The organism is Trebonia sp., assembly GCF_030042015.1.
Lineage (GTDB): Bacteria > Actinomycetota > Actinomycetes > Streptosporangiales > Streptosporangiaceae > Trebonia.
The window spans coordinates 1-17865 of record NZ_JASIAL010000537.1; the positions used below are offsets into that span (position 1 = coordinate 1).

Annotated in this window: 16 protein-coding genes and 1 pseudogene; all 17 read left to right on the forward strand. The window is 70.8% G+C overall.

Translation table 11 applies throughout. The annotated features are described in order from the left end of the window. Positions 1–2166, forward strand: a 2166-nt coding sequence (locus Q1N79_RS28510; protein WP_300614162.1) for a tetratricopeptide repeat protein, incomplete at its 5' end; no start/stop codon positions are given. Positions 2167–2345: 179 nt separating this feature from the next. Next, entirely contained in the window at positions 2346–2480 is a 135-nt protein-coding gene (locus Q1N79_RS28515; RefSeq protein WP_300614163.1) for a hypothetical protein, read from the forward strand. A gap of 131 nt (positions 2481–2611) precedes the next feature. Next, entirely contained in the window at positions 2612–3265 is a 654-nt protein-coding gene (locus Q1N79_RS28520) for a 50S ribosomal protein L25/general stress protein Ctc (RefSeq protein WP_300614164.1), read from the forward strand. Between the two features lie 21 nt (positions 3266–3286). Next, a pseudogene (pth, locus tag Q1N79_RS28525) lies at positions 3287–3841 on the forward strand (aminoacyl-tRNA hydrolase); the annotation flags it as partial. 45 nt (positions 3842–3886) lie between these two features. After that, on the forward strand, positions 3887–4708 hold the full coding sequence (locus Q1N79_RS28530; RefSeq protein ID WP_300614178.1) for a 3'(2'),5'-bisphosphate nucleotidase CysQ: 822 nt from the start codon (positions 3887–3889) through the stop codon (positions 4706–4708). Continuing rightward, positions 4698–5609, forward strand: a complete 912-nt coding sequence (gene cysD / locus Q1N79_RS28535) for a sulfate adenylyltransferase subunit CysD (RefSeq protein ID WP_300614165.1) — start codon at positions 4698–4700, stop codon at positions 5607–5609. Before Q1N79_RS28530 ends, cysD begins: the two co-directional genes overlap by 11 nt. A gap of 2 nt (positions 5610–5611) precedes the next feature. Next, complete coding sequence (locus tag Q1N79_RS28540; protein WP_300614166.1) at positions 5612–6874, forward strand: GTP-binding protein; 1263 nt, start codon at positions 5612–5614, stop codon at positions 6872–6874. Between the two features lie 13 nt (positions 6875–6887). Further along, positions 6888–8966: a S9 family peptidase gene (locus Q1N79_RS28545; protein WP_300614167.1), complete on the forward strand. Its 2079-nt coding sequence runs from the start codon at positions 6888–6890 to the stop codon at positions 8964–8966. 17 nt (positions 8967–8983) lie between these two features. Continuing rightward, positions 8984–9709, forward strand: a complete 726-nt coding sequence (locus Q1N79_RS28550; RefSeq protein WP_300614168.1) for a demethylmenaquinone methyltransferase — start codon at positions 8984–8986, stop codon at positions 9707–9709. A 224-nt stretch (positions 9710–9933) separates the two neighbouring features. Beyond that, complete coding sequence (locus Q1N79_RS28555) at positions 9934–11193, forward strand: geranylgeranyl reductase family protein (protein WP_300614179.1); 1260 nt, start codon at positions 9934–9936, stop codon at positions 11191–11193. Between the two features lie 45 nt (positions 11194–11238). Then, positions 11239–11601 carry an NADH-quinone oxidoreductase subunit A gene (locus tag Q1N79_RS28560; protein WP_300614170.1) on the forward strand — a complete coding sequence of 121 codons (363 nt, stop codon included), beginning with the start codon at positions 11239–11241 and terminating at the stop codon, positions 11599–11601. Positions 11602–11605: 4 nt separating this feature from the next. Continuing rightward, positions 11606–12175, forward strand: coding sequence for an NADH-quinone oxidoreductase subunit B family protein (locus Q1N79_RS28565; RefSeq protein ID WP_300614171.1), 570 nt, complete (start codon positions 11606–11608; stop codon positions 12173–12175). Beyond that, complete coding sequence (locus tag Q1N79_RS28570) at positions 12175–12906, forward strand: NADH-quinone oxidoreductase subunit C (RefSeq protein WP_300614173.1); 732 nt, start codon at positions 12175–12177, stop codon at positions 12904–12906. The genes Q1N79_RS28565 and Q1N79_RS28570 overlap by 1 nt, the downstream gene beginning before the upstream one ends. Continuing rightward, positions 12903–14261 (forward strand): NADH-quinone oxidoreductase subunit D, encoded by a 1359-nt coding sequence (locus tag Q1N79_RS28575; protein WP_300614174.1) that lies wholly within the window; start codon positions 12903–12905, stop codon positions 14259–14261. Before Q1N79_RS28570 ends, Q1N79_RS28575 begins: the two co-directional genes overlap by 4 nt. Positions 14262–14284: 23 nt before the next feature. After that, on the forward strand, positions 14285–14986 hold the full coding sequence (gene nuoE / locus Q1N79_RS28580; RefSeq protein ID WP_300614175.1) for an NADH-quinone oxidoreductase subunit NuoE: 702 nt from the start codon (positions 14285–14287) through the stop codon (positions 14984–14986). Next, positions 14983–16281, forward strand: a complete 1299-nt coding sequence (gene nuoF / locus Q1N79_RS28585) for an NADH-quinone oxidoreductase subunit NuoF (RefSeq protein ID WP_300614176.1) — start codon at positions 14983–14985, stop codon at positions 16279–16281. Before nuoE ends, nuoF begins: the two co-directional genes overlap by 4 nt. Positions 16282–16285: 4 nt before the next feature. Continuing rightward, positions 16286–17865: NADH-quinone oxidoreductase subunit G (locus tag Q1N79_RS28590; RefSeq protein WP_300614177.1), on the forward strand; the 1580-nt coding region annotated here is incomplete at its 3' end.

Here is a 17865-nt window from a genome sequence, read left to right on the forward strand (position 1 = left end):
GGCCGCGACCGGGCGGCGACGGGCGGCGCTGCCGATGAGATCCCGCTCGGCGGGGCGCCTGGCACGATCTCGATCGGCACGTTCGGGGAGGTCGCCGCGCCGCCCGCGGCACCGGCGCCCGCGGAGGAGCCCGCCGGTCCGCCGCTGCCGAGGCCGGCTCAGCTGCCTGCCGACATCGGGGACTTCACCGGCCGCGAGACCCAGGTCAGGCACCTGTGCGAGATGCTGGTCCAGGAGGCCGCCGCGGCCAGCCCCGGCGCGGTGCGGATCGCCGTCGTGGCCGGTGCCGGGGGCCTCGGCAAGACAACGCTCGCCGTGCACGCCGCGCACCAGGTCGGCGCGCTGTTCCCCGATGGCCAGCTGTACGTTGACCTGTTCGGTGCCGGCTCGCAGCCGGCGGCGCCCGGCGAAGTGCTGGCGCGGTTCCTGCGGGACCTCGGCGTGGACGGTAACAAGGTCCCGGCCGGCGACGACGAGCGCGCGGCGCTGTACCGCACGCGGCTGACCGGTCGCCGGGTGCTGGTCTTGCTCGACAACGCCAAGGACGCCGCCCAGGTCAGGCCGCTGCTGCCGGGCAGCGCCTCCTGCGCGGTCCTGGTGACGACCCGCAACAGCACCCCGGACCTGGTGAGCACCCGGTTTGTCGACCTGGACGTGCTGGAGGACACGGAGGCGCTCGCGCTGTTCTCCCGGATCGTCGACGACGAGCGGCCCGCCGCCGAACCGGACGCCACGGCCGCGGTGCTGATCGCGTGCGCGGGACTGCCGCTCGCGATCCGGATCTGCGCGGCCCGCCTCGCGGCGCGCAGGCACTGGGGAATCGCCACGATGGCGCACCGGCTGCGGGACGAACGGCGGCGCCTCGACGAGCTCAAGACCGGGGACCTCGCGGTCAGGGCTAGCTTCCAGGTCAGCTACGACAGCCTCCAGGCGGCCGGCTCCGCTGCCGATCCAGCCCGCGTATTCCGCTTGCTCGGCCTCTGGCAGGGACCGTCGGTCAGCCTCCCGGCCGCCGCTGCCCTCCTCGGCGTGCCTGACGACGACATCGCGGACGCGCTCGAGACACTCGTCGACACCAACCTGCTCGAGTCGCCCGCGGCCGACCGGTACCGCTTCCATGACCTGCTCCGGTTCTACGCCACCGAGCGCGCGCAGGCGGAGGAATCCGAGGCGGCCAGGGACGAGGCGGTCGGCCGGCTGCTGCGCTGGTACCTGGACACTGCCGACGCGGGGGCCAGCGTCGTATCGCCGCACCGCTACCACGTCCCGCTCGCGGACCGGCCCGATCCGCCCCCGCCGCGTCCCGCTTCGGTCGCGGACACCCTCGACTGGTACGACAGCGAGCGGGTGAACGTTGTCGCCGCGACCCGTCAGGCGGCGGCGCTCGGCCTGCACGACGTGGCCTGGCGGCTGCCGACGGCGCTGTTCCCCCTGTTCAACCGGCGTGACAACTGGGCAGATTGCATCATCGTCCACCGGATCGCGGCCGACAACGCCCGCATCGCGGGGCATCGCAAGGGAGAGGCGTGGGCGCTGCAGAACCTGGGGCAGGCGCTCGCCAAGATACGGGAAACCGAGGCGCTCCCCGCTCTTCAACGGGCGCTTTCGATCCGCCGGGAGATCGGCGACCGCCAGGGCGAGGCGCAGACCGCCATCTCGCTGGCGGATGCCTTTCACGCACTGCGGGGACCCGAGGCTGCGCTTGAACAGTCGCTGCGCTGCCTTGAGGTGCTTCGGGAGGTCGGCAACGCCTCGCTGCTTGTGATCGGCCTGAACAACCACGGCGAGTTCTGCCTGGAACTCGGCCGGCTCGACGAAGCCGCTGCCTGCCTGACCGAGGCCAGGGATCTATCGCGCGAAATCACCGGATACGGCCAAGGGCACGTGCTGCACAACCTGGGCCGCGTTCACCTGGAGTCACGCCGCCCGGACGAGGCGATCGCGAGCCTGACCGAAGCGCACCGCGTCCACCGTGCGAACGGGGACCTGCTTGGGCAGGCCCTCGCGCTGAAGTACCTCGGCCAGGCGCGCCTCATGTCTGCCGAGCAGGACGCGGCGCGCCAGTCGTGGATCGCCGCGCTGGCGATATTCGAAAGCCTCGAATTGGACGCGGAAATCGCGGAGATACAGTCCGCCCTCGGGGCGCTGCCTGGCGCGCGCGCCTGAGCGGCCAGGCCCTGCCTAAACACGGACATTCCTGGCACCTGCCCGGATCGCGCGAACTCCGCGCGAACCCGTGGCTACAATTCCGAATGCATGCGTCAAGCCAATCAACCCCTAGCGGCCGGAACGGCGGGGTATTTGGTTTTCGTTTCCGGGTGCGGGGAGACCAGAAGGGACGGGAAATGAGCGACGACCCAGGGACGGCGGTGCCGGAGACCGCGGTGCCGGAGACGGCGGTGCCGGAGACCGCGGTGCCGGAGGACGACGAGCTCGACGAGGACGAGCCAGAGACCGCGGTACCGGAAGACGAGTCCTGACGTCCGGTAGCAGGTCCGGCGGACTCGCGGCCGTGCGTGCGGATGCGGAAACGCTCGCATCCGCACGCACGCTGTTTGTGGGCTAGACTGCGTTGGCGCATCGCACGTATCCGCATGAGGAGTGACTGACCGTGCCTGAGGTCCGTATCAAAGCCGAGCCGCGCACCGAGTTCGGCAAGGGGGCAGCCCGCCGCACCCGCCGGGCGGGTCGCGTGCCCGCTGTCATGTACGGGCACGGGGCCCCGGCCCAGCACCTGTCGCTGCCTCAGCACGAGCTGATGCTCGCGCTGAAGACCCCGAACGCCCTGCTCCGGATCGAGGGCCTGTCCGGCCGCCCGGGCCTGGCCCTGCCCAAGGCGGTACAGCGGGACCCGATCAAGGGCTTGATCGAGCACGTCGACCTGATCGAGGTCCGCCGCGGTGAGAAGGTCACCGTCGACATTCCGGTCCGGGTGAGCGGCGAGGTGTTCGCAGGCGGCCTGCTCGACCAGCAGCTGGTGCAGATCGCGGTCGAGACCGAGGCCACGAACATCCCGGACGGCATCGAGGTGGACGTCCAGGGCATGGAGGTCGGCACCGCGGTGCACGCCAGGGACCTGGCGCTGCCGCAGGGGACGACGCTGCAGGTCGACCCCGAGGTGCTGGTCCTGCACGTGCTCGCCGCCCCGACCGCGGAGCAGATCGAGGCCGAGCTCGGCGAGGCCGTGCCGGAGGCCGCGGAGGCGCCCGAGGCGCCGGAGGCGCCGGCCGCCGAGGCCGAGGCCGAGGCCGCCGGGGGAGAGTAGCCCGCGAGCCAGCGGGGCGCCATGGCAGACGAACGCTGGATCATCGTCGGCCTCGGGAACCCGGGACCGGCGTACGCGGGCACCAGGCACAACGCCGGGCACATGGTCCTCGCCTTGCTCGCCGAGCGGATGGGCGCGCGCTTCAAGGCGCACCGCACCCGCAACGACATCGCGGAGGGCCGGCTCGCCGGGCAGCCGGTGACCCTCGCCAGGCCGCAGGCGTACATGAACCTGTCGGGCGGGCCCGTCGCCGCGCTTGCCGCCTTCTACAAGGTTGCGGCGCAGCGGGTTGTCGTGCTGCACGACGAGCTGGACATTCCGTTCGGCTCCGTGCGGCTCAAGCTCGGCGGCGGCGACAACGGCCACAACGGCCTGCGGTCGGTCACGGCGTCGCTCGGCACCCGCGACTATTACCGGGTGCGCTTCGGCATCGGGCGCCCGCCCGGCCGGATGGACCCGGCCGCGTTCGTGCTGCGCGACTTCACCCCGGCCGAACGCGCGGAGCTTCCGTTCGCGCTCGATCGCTGCGCCGACGCGGCGGAGGCCCTGATCAGCAAGGGCCTGGCTGAGGCCCAGAACACCTTCCACGCAGACCCCGCCGAGTTAATGGGAGAGAACGTGATGACAGCCGATGACCATGTGCTCGCGCGGGACCTCGCGGACGAGGCCGGGCGGTTGCTGCTCGCGCTGCGGGCTCGCGGTGGCGACCCGGACGTGCTGCGGGCGGCGGGGGACAGGCTCTCGCACGAGTTCCTCGCCGCGCAGCTGGCGGCGCGCCGCCCTGCCGACGCGCTGCTGTCCGAGGAGGGCATCGACGACAAGGCGCGGCTGGCCGCGGACCGGGTGTGGATCGTCGACCCGCTGGACGGGACCAGGGAGTTCGGCGAGGAAGGCAGGGCCGACTGGGCTGTGCACGTGGCGCTGTGGGAACGGGCTGCCGCAGGGGAAGGGGAAGACACGGACGGCGCGGGCACGCTGACCGCCGGCGCGGTGGCCCTTCCCGCCCAGGGCCGGGTCCTGTCGACCGGCAGGGGGGGCCTGGGGGGACTGGTCCCCCCAGACGGGGGGGTCACCGGGGGGGTCGTCCCCCCGGGGGAGAAACTCCGCATCGTGGTGAGCCGGAGCCGGGCGCCGCGGCTCGTGCAGCGGGTAGCGGAGTTGCTCGGGGCCGAGCTCGTGCCCTGCGGCTCGGTCGGGGCCAAGGTCGCCACGGTGCTGAGCGGGCAGACCGACGCGTACGTGCACGCGGGCGGGTTCTACCAGTGGGACACCGCCGCCCCGGCCGCGGTCGCGGTAGCGGCCGGGTACCACGCGTCAAGGATCGACGGCGCTGCCCTGGCGTACAACGGGGAAGACCCGCTGATCCCGGATATCCTAGTTTGCCGGCCCGCCATCGCGGGTCTGCTACTGGCCGCGATCCGGGAAGCGACGCATGCTATCTGATTACCTGTTGTCCCAGCTAGACGTGCTGGAAGCCGAGTCGGTCCACATCATTCGCGAGGTCGCCGCCGAGTTCGAGCGGCCCGCGCTGCTGTTCTCAGGCGGCAAGGACTCCATCGTGATGCTCGCGCTGGCGGAGAAGGCGTTCCGGCCGGCGAACATCCCGTTCCCCGTCATGCACGTGGACACCGGGCACAACTTCGCCGAGGTGCTCGACTTCAGGGACCGGCGCGTCGCCGAGCTGGGCGTGCGGCTGGTGGTGGCGTCGGTGCAGGACTCGATCGATTCCGGGCGCGTGATCGAGGAGACCGGGCGGTGGGCGAGCAGGAACAGGCTGCAGACGGTGACCTTGCTCGACGCCATCGAGCAGCATCGTTTCGACGCGCTGTTCGGCGGGGCGCGGCGGGACGAGGAGAAGGCCCGGGCCAAGGAGCGCGTGTTCAGCTTCCGCGACGAGTTCGGGCAGTGGGACCCGAAGAACCAGCGGCCCGAGCTTTGGAACCTGTACAACACGCGGATAAGGCGCGGCGAGCACATCCGGGTATTCCCGCTGTCCAACTGGACCGAGCTGGACGTCTGGGCGTACATCGAGCGCGAGGAGCTGGGGATACCGTCCATCTACTACGCGCACGAGCGGCAGGTCTTCGAGCGGGACGGCATCCTGCTGGCGGACAACCCATTCGTGCCGCGCGGTGACGACGAGCCCTTGTTCGCCGCCACCGTGCGGTACCGGACCGTGGGCGACATGACCTGCACCGGAGCGGTCGAGTCGACCGCGAGCACGGTCGCCCAGGTGATCGCCGAGGTCGCCGCCACCAGGATCACCGAGCGGGGGCAGACGCGCGCCGACGACAGGACCAGCGAGGCCGCGATGGAAGACCGCAAGCGAGAGGGCTACTTCTAGACATGGACATCCTGCGGTTCGCCACCGCCGGCTCGGTGGACGACGGCAAGTCCACGCTGATCGGACGGCTGCTGTTCGACTCAAAGGCGATCTTCGAAGACCAGCTTGCGGCGGTCGAGCGCACGTCGCGGGACCGCGGCGAGGAGGGCACGAACCTGGCACTGCTGACCGACGGGCTGCGCGCCGAGCGGGAGCAGGGCATCACGATCGACGTGGCGTACCGGTATTTCGCGACGCCGCGGCGGAAGTTCATCATCGCCGACACCCCGGGGCACATCCAGTACACGCGGAACATGGTCACCGGCGCCTCCACCGCCGACCTGGCCGTCATCCTGGTGGACGCGCGGAACGGGCTCACCGAGCAGTCCAGGCGGCACGCCTTCCTCACCACGCTGCTGCGCGTGCCGCACCTGGTGCTGGCGGTCAACAAGATGGACCTGGTCGGGTACGACCAGCGGGTGTTCGAGCAGATCTGCGCCGACTTCACCGCGTTCGCCGCCAAGCTGGAGATCCAGGACCTGACGTTCATCCCGATCTCCGCGCTGCACGGCGACAACGTGGTCGAGCGGTCGGCGAGCACGCCCTGGTACGACGGGCCGTCGCTGCTGCATCACCTGGAGCACCTGCACATCGCTTCCGACCGCAACCTGATCGATGTGCGGTTCCCTGTGCAGTACGTGATCCGCCCGCACGCGTCAAGCGACCCGGAACTGCACGACTACCGCGGCTACGCCGGCCAGGTGGCGGGCGGCGTGCTCAAGCCCGGCGACGAGGTGCTGCACCTGCCTTCCGGATTCACGACCACGATCCGGGCCATCGAGGCGGCCGGCGAATCCGTCGCCGAGGCCTTCCCGCCCATGTCGGTGACGCTGCTGCTCGACGACGACGTGGACATATCCCGTGGCGACCTGATCTGCCGCCCGAACAACCGGCCCGCCACCGCCCAGGACCTTGAGGGCATGGTGTGCTGGATGACCGCCGACCGGCCGCTTGGCCCGCGTACCCGGCTGATCGTCAAGCACACGACGCGCACGGTCAAGGGGATCGTCACCGACCTGCACTACCGGATCGACGTCAACACCCTGCACAGGGACGAGGCCGCCACTTCGCTGGGACTGAACGAGGTAGGCCGCGTCCGCATGCGGCTGACGCAGCCCGTGTTCGCCGACCCCTACGCGCGCAACCGGCTGACCGGCGGCATGATCTTGATCGACGAGGCGACCAACACGACGGTGGGCACGGTCATGATCACCGAGGCGCACTGAGGCGGCGCGGGGGATGACAAACGACACGGCGGACGCGCCGGCCGCGCGCGATGCGGCGACCGCCTTCCATGACCTCAGCGACTACATGGCCATACCGCGGGTCACCGCGCTTCGGCTGGCGCCGGGCGGAAGCTGGCTGGCCGCGAGCGTGCAGACGCTGAGCGCCGACCGGAAGAAGTACGTGACGAGCATCTGGCGGATCGACGCCCGCGGCGGCCAGCCGCGCCGCCTGACCAGGTCCGCGGATGGCGAGGGCGGCCCGCGCTTCCTGCCCGACGGGTCGCTGCTTTTCACCTCGAAGCGGCCCGACCCTGACGCGAAAGCCGAGAACGGCGACGCCGTCGCGGCGCTGTGGCTGCTGCCGCCGGGTGGCGGCGAGGCGCGGGTCATCTGGTCGCCGGCCGGCGGCGTCACCGAGGTCGAGACCGCGGCCGGCCGCCGCCGCGTCGTCGCCGTGTCGCCGGTGCTGCCGGACGACGAGCGACTGCGCAAGGAGCGCAAGGACGCGGGCGTCACCGCGATCTTGCACGAGACGGTTCCCGCGCGCTACTGGGATCACGACCTGGGGCCGACCGACCTGCGGATGTTCGCCCTCGCGGCGGCCGCCGACGGCGCGGGGGACGACGAGGGCGGCGCGTACGCGGCGCGCGACCTGACCCCGGAAGCGGGCCGCGCTCTGTTCGAGCCCTCGTTCGCGCTGAGCCCGGACGGCACGGTGGCCGCGACCACGTGGTGGCGGTGGCGGGACGGCGTGCAGACCCACAAGGAGCTGGTGCTTGTCGATCTCGCCTCGGGCAGGCAGACGGCGCTGCTCACCGACCCTGACCTGGATTTCGAAGACCCCGCCTTCGCGCCGGACGGACGTCACCTGGTGTGCGTGCGCGGGACGCACCCGACCCCGTCCGAGCCGCACGACTTCACGCTTGTGCTCGTGCCGGCCGGCGAGCCGGGCGCCGGCGCGCCCGGCACCGGGCCGGAACCGGCACGCGACCTGGTCCCGCACCTGGACCGCTGGCCGCGCGACCCGGTGTGGGATCCGTCGGGCCGCGCGGTGTTCTTCACCGCCGACGACGCCGGCAGGCACCCGGTGTTCCGGGTGGACCTGGCGACGAGCGAGGTCACCCGCGTCACCGCCGACCATGGCTACTACAGCGACGTGAGCCCGTCGCCGGACGGCGCCGCCTTGTACGCGCTGCGCGCGGCGGTGGACGCGCCGCCGGCGCCCGTCCGGATCGACCTGGCCACCGGCCAGGTGGTGCCGCTGCCGTGCCCCGGCGCACAGCTCGGGCTGCCGGGCCGTCTCACCGAGATAACCGCGACCGCCGACGACGGCCACCCGGTGCGCGGCTGGCTTGTGCTGCCGGAATCGGCGTCCCCGCGGGCCAGGGCGCCGCTGCTGCTCTGGGTGCACGGCGGCCCGATGATGAGCTGGAATTCCTGGTCATGGCGGTGGAACCCGTGGCTGATGGCCGCGAAGGGATATGCGGTGCTGCTGCCGGACCCGGCCCTGTCCACCGGGTACGGCAACGGCTTCATCAGGCGCGGCTACCACCAGTGGGGCGAGCGCCCGTTCCGCGACGTGATGGCCGCGACCGACGCCGCCGCCGGGCGCGAGGACATCGACGGGTCACGGACCGCCATGATGGGCGGCTCCTACGGCGGCTACATGGCGAACTGGATCGCGGGCCACACGGACCGGTTCAGGGCGATCGTCAGCCACGCGGGGCTGTGGGCGCTTGACCAGATGTTCGGCACGACGGACGTGCCGCACCTGTTCCACCCGCAGTTCGGCGACCCGCTGACCGCGCCGCGCATGTACGAGGAGAACTCGCCCCACCTGCACGTGGCGAAGGTAACGACCCCGATGCTCGTCATCCACGGCAACCGGGACTTCCGGGTGCCCGTGTCCGAGGCGTTCCGCCTGTGGTGGGACCTGATCAGGCACCAGGTGCCGGCCAAGTTCCTCTATTTCCCCGACGAGAACCACTGGATCCTCACGCCGGGCAACGCCACCGTCTGGTACGAGACCGTCTTCGCGTTCCTCGGCGAGCACGTGCTCGGGGAGCCCTGGCAGCGTCCCAGCCTGCTGTAGGTGGCAGGCTGTCAGGCATGACGCGCGCTGGTCTTGACAAGCGGCCCGCCGAGGTGGCGGCGATGTTCGACGCCGTGGCCGGCCGGTACGACCTGATGAACGACGTGCTGTCCATGGGCCAGGTACGCCTCTGGCGCAAACACGTGCAGCGCATCCTGCAAGTGCGCCCCGGTGACCGGGTGCTCGACCTGGCGGCCGGCACGGGGACCTCGTCGGTGACGTTCGCGGCGTCCGGCGCCGACTGCGTGGCCTGTGACTTCTCGCTCGGCATGCTGCGCGCGGGCCGCGCCAGGCTCGCGACGCGGGACCCGCGGCAGACCAGGACGCGGGGCAGGGTGAGCTTCGCCGCCGGGGACGCGCTGCGGCTGCCGTTCCGCGACGGGGCGTTCGACGCTGTCACGATCTCCTTCGGGCTGCGGAACGTGCACGGCGCGCAGGACGCGCTCGCCGAAATGCGGCGAGTGACGAGGCCAGCGGGGCGGCTGGTGGTCTGCGAGTTCAGCCGGATTACCCTCCCGCCCCTCGATATGCTTTACCGGCGTTACCTGACCGGCGTCCTGCCGGCGATTGCCCGGCACACCGCGGACAACCCCGAGGCGTACGTATACCTGGCGGACTCCATCACCGACTGGCCGGCGCAGCGGGAGCTTGCGGACGTGATCCGGGCCGCGGGCTGGTCGGCGGTCCGGTGGCGCGACCTGACACTCGGCGTGGTGGCGATCCACGTCGCCAGGAACCTCTAGAAAGGCTCTTTCCTGCCGCTAGGCGGGGGCGCTCAATTACCCAGACAGGGCAGGGATTAAACTAACGGCAAAGAATTTGTGAAGCAGTTCACAAGAAACCCAGGATCTGACACGTGACCGAGCGCGTTTCCGTCGCGGCCGGCCCGGCACACCCGGGCGGCCGCGTTGCAACTCTCACCCGCGGGGAAAGACCGGCCGGCCCGCGGGATGACGACGCGGACGTCATCGTCGTGGGCGCCGGCCCGTCGGGCGCGACCACCGCCTACTATCTCGCGCAGGCCGGGCTTGACGTGCTGCTGCTCGAGAAGGCCCGGTTCCCGAGGGAAAAGGTGTGCGGCGACGGGCTGACGCCGCGCGCGGTCAAGGCGCTGGTCGCGATGGGGGTGGACGTCGGCCCTGGTTCCGGGTGGCTGCGGAACAAGGGGCTGCGGGTGATCGGCGCGCGGATGCGCCTTGAGATGCCGTGGCCCGACCTGGACAGCTATCCCGGGTACGGCCTGGTGCGCACCCGCGCCGCGCTCGATGAGACGCTTGCCCGCCGAGCGCAGGCCGCCGGCGCCAGGCTGGTCGAGGGGGTCACGGTGACCGGCCCGGTCCTCGACGACGAAGGCAGGATCACCGGGGTGACCGCCCGCGCGGGTTCCGCCGATCATGATACGGAACGGGCCGTGGATTCTCGGCTCACGTTCCGTTCCCGTGTGATCGTGGCGGCCGACGGCAATTCCTCGCGCCTTTCTGTCGCGATGGGCCTGCGGACGCGGGACGACCGCCCGCTCGGCGTGGCGGTCCGCACCTACTACAAGTCGCCGCGGCACGACGACGACTACCTGGAGTCGTGGCTGGACCTGTGGGACGGTCCCCGGCTGCTGCCCGGGTACGGCTGGATCTTCGGCATGGGCGACGGCACCTCGAACGTCGGGCTCGGCCTGCTGAACACGTCCGCGGCGTTCGGCAACACCGACTACCGCGCGCTGCTGCGGCGGTGGCTGACGTCGATGCCGGCGGAGTGGGGGCTGGTCGAGGAGAACCGCACCGAGCCGGTGCGCGGTGCCGCGCTGCCGATGGGCTTCAACAGGACCCCGCACTACTACCGGGGGCTGCTGCTCGCCGGAGACGCTGCCGGCATGGTGAACCCGTTCAACGGCGAGGGCATCGCGTACGCGATGGAGTCGGGGGAGATGCTGGCGCGCACGATCGCCCAGGCGCTGGCCCGGCCGACCCGCGAGCAGGCCGACCGGGTGCTGCGCGGGTACCCGCGGGCGCTGGCGGACGCCTACGGCGGCTACTACGCGCTCGGCCGCCTATTCGTGCAGCTTATCGGGCGTCCGCAGCTGATGCGCTTCGCGACGAGGCACGGCATGTCGCGGCCCGCGCTGATGGGATTCGCCCTTAAGCTCCTGGCTAACCTGACCGATCCGCGCGGCGGCGACGCCGCCGACCGCCTGATCAACGGCATGACCCGACTCGCACCCAACCCCAGGTGAGCCGGTGCCTAGGATGAGAGACCACAGAGAGGGGGCGGAATTACGGTGAAGCTGTACATACCCATCCTCGTGCTCGCCGTGCTCGCCTTCGGCTTCGCCGTGTTCTCGGTCGCGATGGGAACCTTCCTCGTGGGACCGAAGCGCTGGAACAAGGCGAAGCTGGAGAACTACGAGTGCGGGATCGAGCCGACCCCCCTTCCGCTGGGCGGCGTCAAGATCCCGGTCAAGTACTACCTGACCGCGATGCTGTTCATCGTCTTCGACATCGAGATCGTCTTCCTTTACCCCTGGGCGGTGACGTTCGGCAAGCTGGGACCTTTCGGCCTCGTCGAGATGGTCACCTTCGTCGTCACCGTGCTCATCGCGTACGCCTACGTCTGGCGCCGCGGTGGCCTGGAATGGGATTAGCGAGATGGGCATCGAGGAAAAGCTGCCGAGCGGCGTCCTGCTGACCACGGTGGAGAAGGTCGCGGGGTGGGCGCGTGCCCGGTCGGTGTGGCCGGCGACGTTCGGCCTGGCGTGCTGCGCGATCGAGCTGATGATGACCGGCGGTCCGCGCCACGACCTGGCCCGGTTCGGCATGGAGAAGACAGGCTCCACCCCCCGCGAGGCCGACCTGATGATCGTCGCCGGCCGGGTCAGCCAGAAGATGGCGCCGGTGCTGCGGCAGATCTACGACCAGATGCCCGAGCCCAAGTGGGTGATCTCGATGGGCGTCTGCGCGTCAAGCGGGGGCATGTTCAACAACTACGCGATCGTGCAGGGCGTCGACCACATCGTCCCTGTTGACATCTACCTGCCCGGCTGTCCGCCGCGCCCGGAAATGCTGATGGACGCGATCCTCAAGCTGCACGACAAGATCATGAACATGAAGCTTGGCCCGGACCGCCAAGAGGAGATCACCGAACTCGAGCAGGCCCGGCTGGACATGCTCCCGTTGCATGTCACCGCCGGGGTCAACGACGTGGGGAGTGAGCTCTAGTGACGCAGAGCCCCGGCGAGCCGGCCGCCGAGGAGGACGGCGGGCTGCCCGCACGGCTCGGCGAGCAGCGGCTGGCCGAGCAGGTGGCGCGCACCGGCATGTTCGGCACGCAGACTTCTGGCGACACGTCCGGCTACGGGCGGCTCCAGGTCCGCAGGCAGCCGCCGCTGTCGTCCGAGCCGCCCTACGGCGGTTACTTCGACGCGGTGGCGCAGGCCCTCGGCAGCGCGCTGCAGGGGGCCGGGCTCGGCTTTTCCGACGCGATCGAGCGGGTCGTGGTGGCCCATGGTGAGATCACCTTCCACGTGCGCCGCGAGCGGCTGGTCGAGGTGGCGGACAAGCTGCTGCACGACCCGGCGCTGCGGTTCGAGATCTGCACCGGGGTGTCCGGGGTGCACTACCCGGATGAGGCGGGCCGCGAGCTGCACGCCGTCTACCACATGCTGTCGATCACGCACAACCGCCGGATCCGGCTCGAGGTGAGCGCGCCCGACGCCGACCCGCACATCCCCTCGGTGACCGGCGTGTACCCGGCGAACAACTGGCACGAACGGGAGACCTGGGACTTCTTCGGGATCATCTTCGACGGGCACCCCGCGCTGACCAGGATCGAGATGCCCGACGACTGGCTGGGCCATCCGCAGCGCAAGGACTACCCGCTCGGCGGGATCCCGGTGGAGTACCGCGGCACGAAGGTGCCGCCGCCAGACGAGAGGAGGTCGTACGCATGACCACTCGCGTGACCCCTGGTGCTAGCGACGCCGATGAGGAAGCAGCCGAGGGCCGGATCTACAACGTCGCCGGCCAGGACTGGGACCAGGTTTTCGCCGCGGGCGACACCGAGCGCGCGGAGAACGAGCAGATCGTCATCAACATGGGCCCGCAGCACCCGTCGACGCACGGGGTGCTGCGGCTGATCCTGACCCTGGAGGGCGAGACCGTCACCGAGGCCAGGGCATCGATCGGCTACCTGCACACCGGCATCGAAAAGAACATGGAGTACCGCACCTGGACGCAGGGCACCACGTTCGTCACCCGGGCTGACTACCTGATGCCGCTGTTCAACGAGACCGCGTACTGCCTGTCCGTGGAACGGCTGCTCGGCATCGAGGACAAGGTGCCTGAGCGGGCCCGGATCATCCGGGTGCTGCTGCTCGAGCTCAACCGGATCGCGTCGCACCTGGGCGGCATCGGGCCGTTCGGCCTCGAGCTGGGGGCGACCACGATCTTCCTGCAGGGCGTGCGGATGCGGGAGAACGTCCTCGACCTGTTCGAGCTGATCACGGGGCTGCGGATGAACCACGCGTTCATCCGTCCCGGCGGCGTCGCGCAGGACATGCCGCCCGGCGGTCTCGAGGCGATCCGCGACTTCCTCCGCAAGGCGCCGAAGTGGGTGCACGACCTGCGCAGGCTGATCGACGCGAACCCGGTGTTCATCGCGCGTACCAGGGGAATCGCCTATCTCGACCTGGAAGCGTGCATGGCGCTTGGCGTGACGGGCCCGATGCTGCGCGCTACCGGGCTGCCCTGGGACCTGCGCAAGTCTCAGCCGTACCTGGGCTACGAGAGCTACGAGTTCGACACCTCTACCGCGGACACCTGCGACGCCTACGGGCGGTACCAGGTCCGGATGACCGAGATCGAGCAGTCGCTGCGGATCGTCTCGCAGTGCGTGGACCGGCTGGCCGACCGCAAGCAGCCCAACGACCCCGTGATGATCGCCGACGCGAAGATCGGCTGGCCGGCCAGGCTGTCGCTCGGCCCGGACGGCATGGGCCCCTCGCCCGAGCACATCGCGCACATCATGGGGCAGTCGATGGAGGCGCTGATCCACCACTTCAAGCTGGTGACGGAGGGCTTCCGGGTACCGGCCGGGCAGGCGTACGTGCCGATCGAGTCGGCCAAGGGCGAGCTCGGCTGCCACGTGGTCAGCGACGGCGGCACGCGGCCGTACCGGGCTCACCTGCGCGACCCCTCGTTCCACCACATGCAGTCCATCGCGATGATGTGCGAGGGCGGGCTGCTCGCCGACGTGATCCCGGCGATCGCGTCGATCGACCCGGTGATTGGAGGCGTGGACAGGTAATGCCGTTCAGTGACCCGGCTGGTTTGGGCCAACGGGACAGCGAGGCGCTGACCCGGCTGCGGGCGGACGCCGCCGACATCATCGGGCGGTACCCGCGGGCACGGTCCGCGCTGCTGCCGCTGCTGCACCTGGTGCAGTCCGAGGAGGGGTACGTCTCCGCTGCCGGCATCAAGTTCTGCGCCGAGGCGCTCGGATGCACGGAGACCGAGGTGGCCGGCGTCGCCAGCTTCTACACGATGTACAAGGACAGCCCGGCCGGTGAGTACCAGGTCGGTGTCTGCACGAACACGCTGTGCGCGATCATGGGCGGCGACCAGATCTACGCCGAACTCGCGTCGCGTCTCGGGGTGGATCCCCATGGCGACGAACACCACGCTTTCGTCACGCCGGACGGCAAGGTCGGCCTCGAGCGCGTCGAGTGCAACGCGGCCTGCGACTACGCCCCGGTGGTCATGGTCAACTGGGAGTTCTTCGACAACATGACGCCGGAGTCCGCCAGGCAGCTCGTCGATGACCTGCGGGCCGGCCGGGAGGTCAGGCCCACTCGCGGTCCCGCGCGGCTGTGCACATGGAAGCAGGCCTCGCGCATCCTCGCGGGGTTCGGCGACGGGCAGGCCGCCGACGGCCCGTCGGCGGGCCCGGCCAGCCTGGTCGGCCTGGAGCTCGCCAAGGCGAACGGCTGGACGGCGCCGGCACCTGCTGGCCCTGACGGAGGGACCACGTGACCGCCATCCTTACGCCGGTGCTGACCGCGCACTGGGGCGAGCCCGACTCCTTCACGCTGGCCGGCTACGAGCGGACCGGCGGCTACCAGGGGCTGCGCAGGGCGCTGGCGATGAGCCCTGACGACGTGATCGCCACGGTCAAGGCCTCCGTGCTCCGCGGCCGCGGCGGCGCCGGGTTCCCCACCGGGGTGAAGTGGTCCTTCATCCCGCAAGGCGACGGCAAGCCGCACTACCTCACCGTCAACGCGGACGAGTCAGAGCCGGGGACGTGCAAGGACGTTCCGCTGATGATGGCCACCCCGCACACGCTGATCGAGGGCGCCATCATCACCTGCTACGCGATCCGGGCCAGGCACGCGTTCATCTACGTGCGCGGCGAGGTGCTGCACGCGGTCAGGCGGCTGCAGTTCGCGGTCGCCGAGGCGTACGAGGCCGGATACCTCGGCAGGAACATCCTCGGCTCGGGCTTCGATCTCGACGTCGTGGTGCACGCCGGCGCGGGTGCCTACATCTGCGGGGAGGAGAGCGCGCTGCTCACCTCGCTCGAGGGGTACCGTGGCCTGCCGAGGAACCGGCCGCCGTTCCCGGCCGTCGAGGGGCTCTACGCCTGCCCGACGGTCATCAACAACGTCGAGTCCATTTCCAGCGTGCCGTCGATCATGGCCAACGGCGCGGAGTGGTTCGCCGGGATGGGCACGGAGAAGTCGAAGGGCTTCGGGATCTTCTCGCTGTCCGGGCACGTCACCAAGCCCGGGCAGTACGAGGCGCCGCTCGGCATCACGCTGCGCGAGCTGCTGGAACTAGCAGGCGGCATCCGCGGCGGGCGCCGCCTGAAGTTCTGGACACCGGGCGGGTCGTCGACCCCGCTCCTCACCGACGCGCACCTGGACGTGCCGCTTGACTTCGAGTCGATCGGCGCTGCCGGGTCGATGCTCGGCACCCGGGCGCTGCAGATCTTCGACGAGACGACCTGCGTCGTGCGCGCGGCCCTGCGCTGGACCGAGTTCTACCAGCACGAGTCGTGCGGCAAGTGCACCCCGTGCCGGGAGGGGACGTACTGGCTGGTACGGACGATCGAGCGGATTGAGCAGGGCAAGGGCACCGAGGAAGACCTGGCAACGGTGCTCGACGTGGGCGACAACATCATCGGCCGGGCGTTCTGCGCGCTCGGTGACGCCGTGCCCGTGCCGATCAGCTCCGCCATCAAGTACTTCAGGGACGAGATCGTGCAGCACCAGAAGGAGGGCGGCTGCCCGTTCGACCCGGCCGCCTCGACACTGTGGGCGGACAGGTGACCTCATGACTGTGCAGACGACCACGAACACCGTGACCGTCACGATCGACGGGTTCGAGATCGCCGTGCCGAAGGGGACCCTGGTGATCCGGGCCGCCGAGAACCTCGGCATCCAGATCCCGAGGTTCTGCGATCATCCGCTGCTCGAGCCGATCGGCGCCTGCCGGCAGTGCCTGGTGGAGATCGAGGGGCAGCGCAAGCCACTGGCCTCGTGCACCACCGTGTGCACCGACGGGATGGTGGTCAAGACGCAGCTCACCTCCGCCGTCGCCGAGAAGGCGCAGCGCGGCGTGATGGAGCTGCTGCTGATCAACCACCCGCTCGACTGCCCGATGTGCGACAAGGGCGGCGAGTGCCCGCTGCAGAACCAGGCCATGTCCAACGGCCAGGGCGAGACCCGGTTCGTTGAGGACAAGCGCGAATTCGCCAAGCCGGTGCCGATCTCCACCGAGGTGCTGCTCGACCGGGAGCGCTGCATCTCGTGCACCCGGTGCGTCCGGACGTCGGAGGAGATCGCCGGCGACGCCTTCATCGACTTCATCGAGCGCGGCCCCGGCCAGTACATCGGCACCGCGGCCGGAGAGCCGTTCAACTCCTACTTCTCTGGCAACACGGTGCAGGTCTGCCCGGTGGGCGCGCTCACCGGGGCGGCGTACCGTTTCAAGTCCCGCCCGTTCGACCTCGTGTCCACGCCGAGCGTCTGCGAGCACTGCGCGGCCGGGTGCCGGCAGCGCACCGACCACAGGCGCGGCCGGGTGCTGCGCCGCCTGGCCGGCGAGGAGCCGCAGGTCAACGACGAGTGGAACTGCGACAAGGGCCGCTGGGCCTTCGCGTACGCCACCCAGTCTGACCGGCTGACGACGCCGCTGGTCCGGGACACCGACGGAGTGCTCCGTCCCGCCTCCTGGGCGGCCGCGTTCACGGCCGCCGCGCGCGGCCTCACCGCGGCGCGCGACGCGGTCGCTGGGCCGCGCGGCGCGGGGGTGCTGACCGGAGGCCGGCTGACGCTTGAGGACGCCTACGCCTACGCGAAGTTCGCCCGGCTCGCCCTCAACACCAACGACATCGACATGCGCGCCCGGCCGCACTCGGCGGAGGAGGAGCAGTTCCTGGCCGCCCGCGTGGCCGGACGCGACATCGACGTGAGTTACGCGACCCTGGGGGCCGCGCCCGCCGTGCTGCTGGCCGGGTTCGAGCCGGAAGACGAGTCGCCGATCGTGTTCCTGCGGCTGCGCAAGGCGGCCCGCAAGGGCAGGCCGGCGGTCTACTCGGTCGCGGCCCTGGCCGCGCCCGGGCTGGCCAAGATGTCCGGCACCCTGCTGCCGACGCTGCCCGGCGCCGAGCCAGCCATGCTGACCGCGCTGGCCGCGGGCGGCTCAAGCGACCCCGCGATCAGGCGGGCCGCCGAGCTGCTGGCCGCTCCGGGCGCCGTGATCCTCGTGGGCGAGCGGCTGGCCGAGGTGCCCGGTGCGCTCGCCGCCGCGGTCAGGCTCTCCGACGCCACCGGGGCCAAGCTCGCCTGGATACCGCAACGGGCCGGCGAGCGCGGCGCCGTCGAGGCGGGCGCGCTGCCCGGACTGCTGCC

Bases quoted from the DNA above. Each gene is read 5' to 3' on its own strand.
- Q1N79_RS28575 (WP_300614174.1), top strand. From the start codon at position 12,903: ATGACCACTCGCGTGACCCCTGGTGCTAGCGACGCCGATGAGGAAGCA.
- Q1N79_RS28515 (WP_300614163.1), top strand. From the start codon at position 2,346: ATGAGCGACGACCCAGGGACGGCGGTGCCGGAGACCGCGGTGCCGGAG.
- Q1N79_RS28540 (WP_300614166.1), top strand. From the start codon at position 5,612: ATGGACATCCTGCGGTTCGCCACCGCCGGCTCGGTGGACGACGGCAAG.
- Q1N79_RS28545 (WP_300614167.1), top strand. From the start codon at position 6,888: ATGACAAACGACACGGCGGACGCGCCGGCCGCGCGCGATGCGGCGACC.
- Q1N79_RS28565 (WP_300614171.1), top strand. From the start codon at position 11,606: ATGGGCATCGAGGAAAAGCTGCCGAGCGGCGTCCTGCTGACCACGGTG.
- Q1N79_RS28550 (WP_300614168.1), top strand. From the start codon at position 8,984: ATGACGCGCGCTGGTCTTGACAAGCGGCCCGCCGAGGTGGCGGCGATG.
- Q1N79_RS28530 (WP_300614178.1), top strand. From the start codon at position 3,887: ATGACAGCCGATGACCATGTGCTCGCGCGGGACCTCGCGGACGAGGCC.
- cysD (WP_300614165.1), top strand. From the start codon at position 4,698: ATGCTATCTGATTACCTGTTGTCCCAGCTAGACGTGCTGGAAGCCGAG.